Here is a 13,164-nt window from a genome sequence, read left to right on the forward strand (position 1 = left end):
CCCGCCGCCCCGGAGGACGCCATGACCCGTCTGCTGAGCCGCCACGCCCGCATTTGCGCCGTCCTCTCGCCGAGAATGGCTCTCCTTACCCTCTTGTCGGCCGGCCTTCTGGCGGCGGGAGCGCTCCCGCCGGCCCTGGCCGCCCAGGAGATCCTCATCAGCGGCGGCACCGTGGTCACCTCGGAGGGGCGATTCGCCGCCGACGTGCGGGTGCGAGACGGGACCATAGTGGAGATCGGGACCGGGCTGGCCGCGGGGGCCGGCGCGCGCACCATTGACGCCACCGGGCTCCTGGTCATGCCGGGCGGAGTGGATCCGCACGTCCACCTGGGGGGCAGCCGCCGGGACGACTACCGCACCGGGTCGCAGGCGGCGCTGGCGGGGGGCATCACCACCATCTCGAACTTCGCTTTCCCGGCCGGGGGACGGACGCTCGCCCAGGCCATCGAGCGCGAGGCGGCGCTCATCCGCGAGCAGTCGATCGCGGACGTCATCCTGCACGCGGGCATCAACGACCCCGAAACCCAGGAAGGCCAGATGACCACCCTGGCCGCCGAGACCGGCCAGACCAGCACCAAGATCTTCATGGTGCGCGCCGCGTTCGACGCCGAGGTGCCGGACTACATGGCGACCATGGACGCGGCGGGGCGTGCCGGCGTCCTGACCATGGTGCACTGCGAGGACGGACCCATCCTCGCCCGCGCAGTCGCCGAGCTCACCGCCGCGGGACGCACCTCGCTCGAGTACTTCCCGGACAGCCGGCCCGTGGTCGGCGAGGTGGTCGCCACCCAGCGGGCGGTCGCCATGGCCGAAGCCACGGGGGCACCCATCTATGCGGTCCACGTCTCCTCGGAAGGGGCACTACGCGTGCTGCAGGATGCCCGGGAGCGGGGGCTCAGCGTCTTTGTCGAGACCCGCCCCATCTACCTCCACTTCACCCGGCAGCGCTTCGAGGGACCCGACCGCGGGCTGTATGTGGGGCAGCCGCCGCTTCGCGAACAGCGCGACCAGGACGCCCTGTGGGCCGGAATCGCGAGCGGATCGGTGCATGTGCTCGGCACCGACCACGTCGCCTATCGGCGCGACGAGAAGATGGACCCGTCGCAAACCATCTCCCGGCACCGGGCCGGCCTGAACAACCTCCAGGTGGTGCGGCCGATGCTCTATTCCGAGGGCGTCGTCCAGGGGCGCATCTCCGAGGAGCGCTTCGTGGCGGTGACCTCGACCAACGCCGCCAAGCTCTTCGGACTCTATCCCCGCAAGGGCACGGTCGCGGTGGGCTCGGACGCCGACATCGTCCTCTGGGATCCGGACGAGACGCGCACCATCCGCGACGAGGACATGTTCTCCGGCACCGGCTTCTCGGTCTATTCCGGGTGGGAGGTCACAGGCTGGCCCGTGATGACGCTCCGCCGAGGCGAGGTCGTCTACGAAGACGGAGAGGTTCTCGCCGGGGCGGGCAGTGGGGAACTGCTGCGCCGCGGGAGATGGCAGGCGCCGTAGGGCACGGAGATGGGAGGTGCCGTCAACCTTCCAGACCCGGCCTGCGGCACGGCGTTAGTCCAAGTCCCATGCGGGATTGGCTCCAGAACCGCGTCGGGGTGGCCAAGCAGGTATCGTGGGGAGGATCACGTCGCGGTAGTTGGTGGACGTGGGCGGACGTAACCATCGCCTACACGGCACACGTTCGGACGGCCATCTTGATGTGTCGGCGCAACTCCACCAGGATCTTCACTGTCTTTCTGAGGCTCGCGACGTCGTCCCATTTCATCGCGTAGGAACTGGCGTGGGCCAAGGGGTTTCTAAGGCCCTCGATCCTCTTGACCTTGTCCTCAAACTTCCCCTTGGACATCGGCACGGCACCGGCACTATTGGCTAGGGAATCGAACGGGAGACACTTCGTTAGGATCGTCCTCTTGTCACAGAACTCGGTGCATAGCAGCAGCTCAACGTCGCTCTCGTTGCCACCCCGCTTCTCGTACACCTTCTCCGCGCCTTCCAGCCGTTTGTTACTGATATGCTTCCGCCAACCGTCTCCCTCTGGGAAAACCGCTTTGATCGCTTCGTACATCGTTAGCTCGAACCCGGTGACCAAGGCGAACACGGCAGCACGAACAGGCAGCTTCTGAAGGTCAGACCACGCTACCAAGCCGTTGATTCTCCCGCCGGAGACCACGAGCAAGGGCTTTGGTCGAACGCGGGAAACGTAGTCGAGAATCGTCGCGTCCGCGCCGATCAGGTCCGCTTCCGAGAGCGGACGCAAGCGATCCCTGACGGGTGCTTCATCGTCCACGCCAGATGAGTTGATGGACCCTCTTGGCAGAGAACAGACCGACGATATTGCCATCGGCCGCCTCGACGGGAAGATAGTCGAAGATCGGGTTGAGGTTGGCGGCCCGGACTTCAGCAAGGGAGTCGTCCAAGCGGCACACTCGCACGCTGGGGCCAATGCCCTCACCTTCGCGACTGGTGGCGATGAGCGATACCGTCAGGCTCCTTTGCATCCGTTCAAAGCCCTCACTCTGACGGAGCAGGTCCGGTTGTTCGCGGTTCATCACGACTCCGTTGGGAGGTCCGGGCCGTTGTCGCTCCAGATCGAGGCCAAGGGGGAGCGGAGATGCTCAACCTGCATCCGATAGATCCCTGTTCATGATAGCCAGCAGGACCAGCGCAAGCGGTATCTTCCACACCGCCGCCGCTTGGGCGGCGAATCGGATGGCAGAAGCGCCCGGTGCGGGAGATGCTGGTGCGCTAAGGTGCGTGCCCGACGCGACGTTGAACATCGCGGTCTGGCCAAGGGGCGGCTGCGCCCTTTAGAACCCTCCGAGGTCTGCGCTCCCCGGAACGTGCGTGCAAGGGTCATGGTTTCCCCTATGGCTTGCCGACGCCTCTTTATCAGATGGTGCTTCCAGATTCTCCAACAGGTAGACGCCTCGTTCAACCATGGCGCGTTTGATCATCTGCAGTTTCATTCTCGAAAACTCGTCTGCGGCTTCCACCTCCAGTTCACGCACTGCCTCGTTGAGGGCTTGACCGAAGATCCTTGCCGTGTTCTCCAAACCCTCCCATCCACCTGCCGCCAAAAGGGCCGGAATCATCTCAAGGAGCTTCTCGACCTCTTGTAATTCGGTCCCGGGTTCTGCCGCCAAAGCTGCTGAGATATTCTGGCTCAATACCGGCTGAAGGATGGCAACCGCCTCTCTCCGGTTCCTGCGCCGTCGGAGGACTGTCACTACTTGGATGGCACCGATAAAGGCGATCACCGCGAGTATCGACAAGAACATATCCACGTGTTGGCTTACCCCTCTGAGAGACACGCAGGTGGGATGGAACAAGATGCGAAACCGATGCCTGCGGGGCGAGTCCCGCTGGTTCCGCTCGCCCCCGTGTAGCGTCCTGCCCTGCGCGTGGGGGTTGCGGCAAACAACTACTAGCGATCCGTCCCCGTTCGCTCCGGTATCATAGATACTCGCCCGCTTCTACTCGACCACCCGCTCGGCGGCCTCGGCGAAGGTCGGGATGCCGATCAGCCGCCGTTTCTCAGCCAAGGGAACGCCCGCTCGCGCGGGTGAGCTTGCGGTTGGCGAGCGCCCGTTGACGGGCCGCGGCGAGCGAGACCGATTCGGCGACGCCGACCCGAGTTTGCGCTTGCGTCCTCGGCAACATGTAGGGGAGACATAACATAATGTGAGGTTGATATTACAGCTAAGCGCCAAACCCGATAGCTTTCGCTGGTTGAACGCTCAGGGGATTCCGCTCACGGGCTCTCCTATGGACTGTCGCCAACGCCTGCTGCTCCAGGCTAGGCAGGCCATCCTCCCGCATCCCTTCCAAGTGGAACTCGATGGCATCTCGGATGTTGCGGGCAACTTCGTCCCTAGTTCCGCCAGTCGCCACGCATCCCGGTAGATCCGGCACGTACGCTGCGTAGTTGCTCGGTCCTTTTTCCGATCACCACTGGGAACTTCATCGGATTCCTCCCTTCCTGGGTCAAGCCTGCCCTTGGACATCCTCCCCATCCACCGCCGCCAGTACTTCCCGCCCTGCCGCAGTAGTCCGGTACCTCTGGTTCCTGCTCCTGGGCTTGTCGGGCACGGTCATCTCGATCCATCCAGCCCCCAGCAGCGGCCGGAGAACCTGGTTCCGGAACTTGGTGCGGTCCTTTCTGCCCGCCATCGCCATGAGCTCCGTGATAGGCTGCGCGGTCAACGACTTACGGAGAATCCTGACTTGGTGCCGACTTGGTGCCGACTTGGTGCCGACTTGGTACCGACCTGGTTCCTTGACGGCTGCGATCGAACCATCGCCTCCCAGCGCCGGGCGTCGGAAGGTCACCGTCACCCAGTGTTCCGACACATCGATCACCGGAGCGGGCACTCTCCACTCGCGGCAGAGATCGCGAATGCGCCGGATGCCCGATCCGATGTGCTCCACGGCATCCATGCGGTGCAGCATCCCGAAAAGCAGGGGATTGCGCGGAACGCTCTTCACGCCCAGTTCGGCCTCGGTCATCCCCGCCGGAAGGCCACCCGGGCTCACAACCTCGAGCCGATCATGATACAGGCAGACCTGAACGTTGGCCGCGGAACGGTAGTCGCGGTGCGCGACCGCGTTGACCACCGCCTCGCGGATCGCGTCCAGCGGGAGTTCGGGACGCTCTTCCCGGTTCACCGAACCCGTGATGACGTAGCGAACGTTGATCTTCGAGCGGACCCACGTCATGGCGCCGTCGATGATCGAGAACGCGTCGTCGGCGAAGTCGCGCCGATCCAGAATCTCCGTCTTCGTGGTGCCGAAGAACAGCGCGCAGGACAGGTGGGCGCTCACATGGAATCTCCGGATGTCCTTCGCGAGCAGCCACGCCCCCGCGTTGGTGACTCCACCATCGGTGGTCAGGAGATCCAGGTTGGCCAGAGCGGTCTCGGGCTCCATGTGAGCCGGAATCCTCGCCCTCCGGCGGAACGTCGTCCAGGTCTCGTCGTCGAGGTCGTCGTCCAGCGAGAATCGGCGACACGGGCTCTCATCGAAGCGGATTGCGCCGACCGCGAAAAAGAACTCCCGGATCTCGTCGCGCGACATCTGCTGCGACGACGCCCCGTGGCGCACGAAGAACTTGCCTCCGAACGAGTAGGGCTTGCCACGCTGCGCGGGCACCCTGACGGCGAGCACATCCCCCATGCTCTCCATGTCCACGCTGATCGAGGGATCGGCGGACCGCGCGACCGATTGGACCTGGGACTTCAACCGGTTGTGTCCTTCGACGCCGCGAACCGCGCCGTCGTCGTCCACGCCGAGCAGGATCACGCCGCCGGTCGCGTTGGCGAACGCGCAGATCTCGCGCCCCAGGTCGGACCTCAGCGACCGCTTGAACTCCACCTCGGACCCTTCGCCGAGCGCGACCAGGTCGGACAGGGCCTTCAACTCACCTCTCACACATCCCCCCAAAGCTCCCGCGGATTACGCGCTCATTGTCTCGTCCGCCAGGGATGCGCTCCCAGGCTGCCCGGTGACACCCAACGCTACCGCGTGCGATTAACCGGGGTCAATGGAAGAATGGGTCGCCAACCGGTGGATCTGGGATGCACGTACATGTCGCGCCGCTGGCTCGCCTGCGCTCCGCGCCGTATCATCGTGGTTCCTGCAACGACCCGATCCACAGGAGGTTCGTCCCATGCGCAAGGGAATACTCGCGTCGACCATCGCCATCCTTCTGATCGCCGCCGGCGCCTGCGCCGAGTCCGCCGAAGAGGCTCCGCAGGAAGCGGAGGGGAGCGCCCAGGAGACGGGAATGGTGCGGGTGATCATCTCCACCGACTTCGGCGACATCGAGGTGGACATCGACACCGAGAACGCGCCGGGCACCTCCGCCAACTTCCTGCGCTACGTGGACGCGGGCCACTACGACGGCGGCCAGTTCCATCGCACGGTCACGATGGACAACCAGCCCAACGACACCGTCCGCATCGAGGTGATTCAGGCGAGCGTGAACGAGGAGTTCGCCGAGCAGGGATTCGATGCCATCCCCATGGAGCGCACCTCGGTCACCGGGCTGCGCCACGTAGACGGGGCTATCTCGATGGCGCGTGGACAGCCCGACAGCGCCACCTCCAGCTTCTTCTTCTGCATCAACGACCAGCCGTCGCTGGACTTCGGCGGCAACCGCAACCCCGACCTCCAGGGATTCGCGGCCTTCGGGCAGGTGGTGAGCGGGATGGACGTGGTGCGCGCGATCCAGGGGCAGCCCTACGAGGCACAGGCTCTGACGCCGCCGGTGCGGATCACGTCCGTGCGGCGGGCCGACTGACGGGAGCTACTCCTCTACGGTCAGGCGTGTCGTGACGTCGATCGGGCTCCGGCCGGGTAGCTGCACGGTCAGGATCAGGTCGTACTCACCCGCCTCGACCTCCGGCAGCGTGAGTGCGATGGCGCGGAAGACCGTGCCCAGCTCGTCGGGTCCGGCTTCCTCCCAGCTCAGCTCCAGGGGCGCCTCCGGGGTGGTGAGGCGCAGGAACTGCGTCGCGCGCGCGAGCAAGCCGGGATTTGCGTCCTGCATGGTGATGCCGACGATGGCACTCTCCCCGGTCTGGAGCCCGTAGACCTCCCAGCCCGCCACGAAGGGCTCGCCGGAACGGACGCGGGTTGAACCCAGCACCCTGGGCAGGGCCTCGTCCAGGCTCTCGGGCAGATCGCCGGCGGGGTCCAGCAGCACGACGTCGGATATGGCCGCAAGCCCGAAGGGGAGGTTCTCCTGCCGTACTCCGCCGCGCACCCTCCAGCCCCGGTCGTCGGCGTCTTCCAGGACTTCCATGCCGAAGATGTAGTCGCCGTTGGGCACCCGCGCGGTGACGACGCCCTCGCGCGCGCTGCCGCGCTGGTCGACCAGCCGCTCGCCCTCCGGGGTCAGCACGAACACCCCCGACTCGACGGCGCCGGCCGCCGCGGGGGGCGAAGGCGGGGGGGCGGCGAAGGCCGCGAAGGGATCGGCGCCCGGGGCGGTCTCGCGCACCGTGGGGCGGGCGGGCTCCTCCGGCGGCGGCGCGGGCTGGTAGCCCGCGACGACCAGGAGCGAGTCGCCGCGCCGGAAGCGCGCCACCTGCGCGTCCATGGTGGTGATGATGGGGGCGTACCAGGCGGCGTAGCCGGTCCACGGCGCCCGGTCCTCGATCTCCCACGCGCGCACGGGGACGCCGGCCGGATCCTCCAAGAACGCCCCCGCGGGCATGAACTCGCGCCCGTGGGGCCGGTGGCGCCCGATAATGAAGCGGTTGTCCTGGAGCATGCCCGAAGCGGGCCGCGCCGGCCGGCCGCGCTCCCAGCCCACCTCGCCCCCGTAGCGGGCGACCAGCTCCTCCAGGTCCTCCTCCCAGGGAATGTCGTAGGGGTTCTCCGCCGACTCGCGGATGCGGATCAGCGTGCGGCGGGCGTACTGTTCCGCCTCGCGGTCGTTGCCTTCGACCAGGTAGAGCGGATCGGCAAGCAGCCAGAGTCGCTGGCGCAGCGCCGCCTGCTGTGCGGGATCGGCATCCTCGAAGAGCTCGCGGGCCTCCTCGTCCAGGAGGTAGTCGAGCGCCAGCCATCTCTCCCGCTCCTCCTCGGGCATTCGCGGGATGGTTTCGCGGAAGATGGCTTCCGCCTCGATGCTCTCTCCCAGCGACTGCAGCAGGTATCCCTTGAGCGCCATGCACCACCACTCGTCGTCGGGATGACAGCGGTCGGTGAGGGCTTCCGCCCGGAGCAGCTCCCCCTGCTCCCTCAGGTAGTAGACCCGCTGTCCCAGCACCCACCTGTCGCGCGGGATGCGGGAGTGGATGCGTCCCAGCGTGCGCAGCATGTCCATGCGCGCCATCTCGACCTCGAGCGGAGCGGGCTCCACGGGGGGCGCTTCCCCGTCTCCGTGCCGGAGGCACATCCGGCCCACGAGAGCATCGCACTGGCCTCCGAAACCGCTCCACTCCGGCGGAAGCCGCTGTTCCCGAAAGCGCTCGAACTCCTTCTGCACCTGCTGCGCCTCCTCGAGCAGCGCGATCGAATCGGCTTCGGGGCTCGCCGCTTCTTCCTGGGCGGCGCCGGCAGGCAGCGGCAAGGCGAGGCAGACGAGGACGGCTGCAAGACCGATGCGTCTGGCGAGACTGGTTGGGCTGTTCGGCATTGGCGATGGCTCCCCTGAGGGCGTGGCTGTCCCTTTTAGGATGCGCGGCCGGGACGAAGGGTTGACGGCGCTCCGGTGTGAGGCGCTCCGGAAAGATCCTGCTACCCGGCGTCCGGGTTGCGGGTTCGGACACAGGGAGGCGTATACTCAGGATGTCGGTTCGCCCACCGCTCCGTCCCGAGCCTCTCATGACTTCGATGGCCTCCATTCCGCTGCTTCTGTTGCTTGCTGCGGCCCAGCAGCTGCCCGAGCCTTTCGAGACCCCATGGAACCGCGCCATCCCGAGCATCGTGGAGCGGCCGGAAGGGGCGACCCTCTCGGTTCCATCCGGTTTCGCCGTGAACGTCTTCGCCGACGACCTGGCGGCTCCCCGCCGGCTTGCGCTCGCGCCGGGCGGCGACGTGTTCGTGGCAGAGAGCCGGAGCGGTGCGATCACGCTGCTGCGGGACGCCGACGGCGACGGAGTGGCGGAGCACAGGGCAACCTTCGCCGAGGGCCTGACCCGGCCGTACGGCATCGCTTTCCGCGGCGGATACGTGTACGTAGGCAACAACGACGCGGTGGTGCGCTTTCGCTATGCGCCCGGTCAGACGCGCGCGGACGGTCCGCCGGAACACGTGGTGGACCTGCCCGTCAGCAGCGATGCCCTCGATCACGATACCGCCGAACGCCTGGGCATCGACGTCAGCCGGACCCGCGGGTTCAACCACTGGACGCGCAATCTCGTCTTCGATCCCGATGGCGAACGGATGTACGTGGCAGTCGGTTCCGCCACCAATGCAATGCCGGGCACGGACCCGCGCCGCGCCGCCATCAACGAGTACCGGCCCGACGGCTCGGGACATCGGGTGTTCGCGGGCGGGCTGCGTAACCCCGTCGCGCTCGCCTTCCACCCGGTGACGGGCGCGCTCTGGACGGCGGTGCACGAGCGCGACCATCTCGGCGACGACCTGGCCCCCGACTACGTCACCTCGGTGCGGGAGGGCGGCTTCTACGGGTGGCCCTACGCGTACATCGGGCCCAACCCGGAACCGATCCTGAACGGGGCGCGGCCGGACCTGGTGGAGCGCACTCTCGTACCCGATGTCCTGCTGCCGGCCCATGCGGCTCCCATGGGCATGGCGTTCCACACGGGCGAGGGATTCCCCGCGGAATACCGCAACCACGCCTTCGTCGCACTGCACGGATCCATCAACCGGCTCGATCTGAAGGGCTATTCGGTGGTGCGCATCCCGTTCGAGGGCGGACGCCCTTCCGGCCCGCCGGAGGACTTCCTGACGGGGTTCATCGTCCGCGACGACGACGAGAAGGAGGTCTGGGGCCGCCCCGTGGACGTGCTTCAGGCGCCGGACGGCGCGCTGCTCGTCTCCGACGACGCGGGCAACCGCATCTTCCGCATCCATTTCGCGGGATAGGGGCCCCCAAGGGACCCGAGGAGCGTCAGCGACGCGCCACGAAGGGCTCTGAGGGGAGCTTGTCGCTCGCCTGTCAGGGCAGGCGCAAAGCGCGTGCCAGGGCCCGGCCGGCGCTGCCCGCCGGTTCCCGAGTCCCCGTCGTCGCCCTGGGGCCGGCCGCCGCGACGGCTTCCCGCAGGCCCGCCCCGTCGACTCCCTTTTCGAGCACCCCCCGGCTCGCCACGGAAATCCGGCCCGTCTCCTCGCTGACCACGACCACGACCGCGTCGGTCTCCTCGCTCAGCCCGATCGCGGCGCGGTGCCGGGTGCCCAGCGTGCGGTCGGGAACCGGCGCCCGGTTGAGCGGCAGAATCGCCCCCGCCGCCTTGATGGTGTCGCCCGAGACGATCACGGCGCCATCGTGGAGCGGGGAATTGGGGGTGAAGATGGCGCCCAGGAGCACGCGTGAGACGCGCGCTCGCAGACGGCTGCCGGTCTGCGCGTACTCGTCCAGTCCGACTTCCCCCTCCAGGGCGATCAGAGCGCCGATCTTCATGCTCGCAAGGCGCTCGGCCGCGCCCGCGATCTCCTCCACCACCTGGGTTTCCCCGAGCCGGTTGAACAGTTGCAGCATGCGCGCCTGGCCCAGCCGGGCGAGGGTGGACCGAATCTCGGGCTGAAAGACGACCAGCGCGGCGATGGCCCCATACTGGAAGACCGCGTCCATGATCGAGCGCATGAGGTCAAGGCCCAGCAGGCGCGCGATGGCGTAGACGCCCGCGATCAGCAGCCCGCCCAGCAGGATCTGCATGGCCCGGGTGCGCTGGATGAACAGCAGGATGCGGTAAACCAGCGCCGCGACGATGAGGATCTCGAGGATATCGAGCCAGCCGGGCGCGAAAAGCGCGAACAGATCCCCGGCGCTCATGAGTTCTCAGCCGCGTTGGAAGACCGCGGTTGCATTCGGGCGGACCGGTGTTTCCGACGGGCGGTCAAGGGTCGTCTGCGTGCGAGCCCCTCGTTCGGGCAGCGGGTCCGTCGACGGGCGCGGAAGAGACGGGAACCGCCTCCTCCGGCTCGCGGAGGGAGTCGGGCGTGCTCCCGGCTATCGGCTGCGTTGCGCCGTCGAGCGGTTCCCCGGTCTCGGGCGGCTCGCTTCCGTTTTCCTCACCGGGAATCGGCGGCTCCTCGAGCGAAATGGGCGGCAACGGTTCCCCCTGCTCGATCAGCTCGATCTCGTGGCGGCCCAGCGTCTCGCGTTCGAGCAGCGCGTCGGCGATGGTCTCGAGCAGCTCCTTGTGCTCCTCCAGCAGCACGCGCGCACGATCGTGTGCGCTGTCCAGGAGCCGCTTGACCTCGCTGTCCACCAGCTCCGCGGTGTGTTCCGAGATTTCGCGCCGCTGGACCAGCTCGCGGCCGAGAAAGATCTCCTGCTCCGAATCGCCGACCGCCATCAGGCCCACCCGCTCGGACATGCCGAAACGGGTCACCATCCGGCGCGCCATGCTGGTGGCGCGCTCGATGTCGTTCCCTGCCCCGGTGGTCACCTTGGTCGGGCCGAAGCGCATCTCCTCGGCGACGCGTCCCCCGAACAACATCACCAACTGCCCTTCCAGCCAATCCTTGGTGTAGGAGTGCCGGTCCTCCTCGGGGAGGCTCGCGGTGAGCCCCAGGGCGCGCCCGCGCGGGACGATCGTGACCTTGTGCACGGGGTCGAGGCCGGGGATGCGCAGCCCCAGCACGGCATGGCCCGCCTCGTGATACGCGGTCAGCTCGCGCTCCGATTCGGTGAGCACCAGGCTCTTGCGCTCGGCCCCCAGCATGACCTTGTCCTTCGCCTTCTCGAAGTGGGCCATGGCGACCCGGTCGGCGCCCTCGCGCGCGGCGATGAGCGCGGCCTCGTTGCAGACGTTGGCCAGATCCGCGCCCGACAGGCCGGGGGTGCCCCGGGCGATGACGGAGAGATCGACATCTTCGGCCAGCGGAAGTTTGCGCGCGTGCACGCCCAGGATGCCCTCCCGGCCCTTGATGTCCGGGGAGTCCACCACGACCTGGCGGTCGAAGCGGCCGGGACGAAGCAGCGCCGGGTCGAGCACGTCCGGCCGGTTGGTGGCCGCCAGCAGGATCACGCCGTCGTTGGACTCGAAGCCGTCCATCTCCACCAGCAGCGCGTTCAGCGTCTGCTCGCGCTCGTCGTGTCCCCCGCCCAGGCCCGCGCCCCGGTGGCGGCCCACTGCATCGATCTCGTCCACGAAGATGATGCAGGGCGCATGCGATTTCCCCTGCTCGAAGAGATCGCGCACGCGCGAGGCGCCCACGCCCACGAACATCTCGACGAAGTCGGAGCCCGACATCTGGAAGAAGGGACGCGCGGCCTCGCCCGCCACCGCCCGCGCCAGCAGGGTCTTGCCGGTGCCCGGGGGACCCACCAGGAGCACGCCCTTGGGCAGGCGGCCACCCAGGCGCACGAAGCGCTGCGGATCCTTCAGAAACTCGATGACCTCCTGGAGCTCCTCCTTGGCCTCGTCCGCGCCCGCGACATCCTCGAACGTCACCTTGGGCGTGTCGGGCGAGATGAGCTTGGCCTTGGAACGGCCGAACTGGAAGGCCCGGTTGCCCCCGCTCTGGAGGCTGCGCACGAACCAGATCCAGATCCCTGCCATGAGGATCCAGGGAAGAAACGCGAACACCCTCTCCATGACCGGGACCCTCGCGGGCCTTGCCCTGATGACGACGTTGCGCGCCTGAAGCTCGTCGAGCAGCCCGTCGGTGATCTCCCCGGGAAGCATGGAGACGAAGCGGCTCATGTCTTCGCCGTCGCGGTTCACGGGGGTGCGCAGTTCGCCCTCCACGCTGCGCGAATCGACGATCGTCACCTCGCGAATGTTGCCGGACGCCAACTGCTCGCGAAACTCGGTGTACGTGAGCTCGACGCCCGCGTTGCCGCCCGGACTGAAGATCTGGAAGAAGAGGAGCGGCACGAGCGCCAGCAGAATCCAGAATGAGGCGGTGCGCGAGAGCCGGGAGAACCTGCTGCCGGAATCGGGTCGGTTCTGTTCGGAATCAGACATTATTCAGAGTACTCCGGGACCACCGGCCCGTGCTCTCAGATGCTTGCGACGTAGGGAAGATGCCGGAAGTTCTCGCTATAATCGAGCCCGTAGCCCACCACGAACTCCGGGGGGGCGTCGAAGCCGACCCATCTGGGCTCGTGCGCGATGCCCTCCCGGCGCTTGTGAAGAAAGGTACACAATTCGAGGCTGGCCGGTCCGCGCGCCTGGATGATGGGCACCAGGGATGCCATGGTCCTGCCGCTGTCGATGATGTCGTCCACGAGGATGACGTGGCGCCCCCCGAGCGACACTTCGGGGTCGTAGAGGAGCTGCACGTTTCCCGATGATACCATACCCGACCCGTAGCTCGAAGTCACGATGAAGTCGACCTGGACCGGGTGATGGATGCAGCGCACCAGGTCGGCCAGGAACATGAACGAGCCCTTCAGCAGGCCCAGCACCAGCAGTTCCTCGCGCGCCTCGTAGCAAGCCGAGATCTCGTCGCCCAGCTCCCGTACCCTGAGGGCGATCTGTTCGCGCGTGAAGATTATGCGTCGCACGCGGCCCC

The 13,164-nt window shown here is 67.3% G+C and carries 11 protein-coding genes and 1 pseudogene; 3 read left to right on the forward strand and 9 right to left on the reverse strand.

Annotation, left to right across the window (positions count from 1 at the left end):
• Positions 1-21: 21 nt before the first annotated feature.
• Positions 22-1,503: a dihydropyrimidinase gene (gene hydA / locus OXU32_01925; GenBank protein MDE0072729.1), complete on the forward strand. Its 1,482-nt coding sequence runs from the start codon at positions 22-24 to the stop codon at positions 1,501-1,503.
• Positions 1,504-1,672: 169 nt separating this feature from the next.
• Here the strand turns inward: hydA and OXU32_01930 are convergent, their stop codons facing one another.
• The 5 genes and pseudogenes from OXU32_01930 to OXU32_01950 all read right to left on the reverse strand — a co-directional run bounded on the left by OXU32_01930 (position 1,673) and on the right by OXU32_01950 (position 5,421).
• On the reverse strand, positions 1,673-2,263 hold the full coding sequence (locus tag OXU32_01930) for a hypothetical protein (protein ID MDE0072730.1): 591 nt from the start codon (positions 2,261-2,263) through the stop codon (positions 1,673-1,675).
• Between the two features lie 19 nt (positions 2,264-2,282).
• Entirely contained in the window at positions 2,283-2,555 is a 273-nt protein-coding gene (locus OXU32_01935; GenBank protein ID MDE0072731.1) for a hypothetical protein, read from the reverse strand.
• A 258-nt stretch (positions 2,556-2,813) separates the two neighbouring features.
• Positions 2,814-3,278 carry a hypothetical protein gene (locus OXU32_01940; protein ID MDE0072732.1) on the reverse strand — a complete coding sequence of 155 codons (465 nt, stop codon included), beginning with the start codon at positions 3,276-3,278 and terminating at the stop codon, positions 2,814-2,816.
• Between the two features lie 427 nt (positions 3,279-3,705).
• Positions 3,706-3,970, reverse strand: a pseudogene (locus OXU32_01945) (type II toxin-antitoxin system HicB family antitoxin).
• A gap of 20 nt (positions 3,971-3,990) precedes the next feature.
• On the reverse strand, positions 3,991-5,421 hold the full coding sequence (locus OXU32_01950) for a putative DNA binding domain-containing protein (GenBank protein MDE0072733.1): 1,431 nt from the start codon (positions 5,419-5,421) through the stop codon (positions 3,991-3,993).
• A gap of 250 nt (positions 5,422-5,671) precedes the next feature.
• On the opposite strand from OXU32_01950, the gene OXU32_01955 reads away from it, so the two are divergent.
• Positions 5,672-6,304: a peptidylprolyl isomerase gene (locus OXU32_01955; GenBank protein ID MDE0072734.1), complete on the forward strand. Its 633-nt coding sequence runs from the start codon at positions 5,672-5,674 to the stop codon at positions 6,302-6,304.
• A gap of 6 nt (positions 6,305-6,310) precedes the next feature.
• Here the strand turns inward: OXU32_01955 and OXU32_01960 are convergent, their stop codons facing one another.
• Positions 6,311-8,149: a hypothetical protein gene (locus OXU32_01960; protein MDE0072735.1), complete on the reverse strand. Its 1,839-nt coding sequence runs from the start codon at positions 8,147-8,149 to the stop codon at positions 6,311-6,313.
• Between the two features lie 188 nt (positions 8,150-8,337).
• Here OXU32_01960 and OXU32_01965 point away from each other — a divergent pair, with 188 nt between their 5' ends.
• Positions 8,338-9,564: a sorbosone dehydrogenase family protein gene (locus tag OXU32_01965; protein ID MDE0072736.1), complete on the forward strand. Its 1,227-nt coding sequence runs from the start codon at positions 8,338-8,340 to the stop codon at positions 9,562-9,564.
• Between the two features lie 73 nt (positions 9,565-9,637).
• Here the strand turns inward: OXU32_01965 and cdaA are convergent, their stop codons facing one another.
• From cdaA to hpt, 3 genes are all read right to left on the reverse strand, one after another.
• A complete protein-coding gene (gene cdaA, locus OXU32_01970; GenBank protein ID MDE0072737.1) occupies positions 9,638-10,471 on the reverse strand; it encodes a diadenylate cyclase CdaA in 834 nt (277 codons plus the stop codon).
• A 64-nt stretch (positions 10,472-10,535) separates the two neighbouring features.
• Entirely contained in the window at positions 10,536-12,614 is a 2,079-nt protein-coding gene (ftsH, locus tag OXU32_01975; GenBank protein MDE0072738.1) for an ATP-dependent zinc metalloprotease FtsH, read from the reverse strand.
• Between the two features lie 35 nt (positions 12,615-12,649).
• Positions 12,650-13,156: a hypoxanthine phosphoribosyltransferase gene (gene hpt / locus OXU32_01980; protein ID MDE0072739.1), complete on the reverse strand. Its 507-nt coding sequence runs from the start codon at positions 13,154-13,156 to the stop codon at positions 12,650-12,652.
• Positions 13,157-13,164 lie beyond the last annotated feature (8 nt).

This window comes from Gammaproteobacteria bacterium (genome assembly GCA_028819075.1).
In the GTDB taxonomy this organism is placed as follows: domain Bacteria; phylum Gemmatimonadota; class Gemmatimonadetes; order Longimicrobiales; family Gaopeijiaceae; genus BD2-11.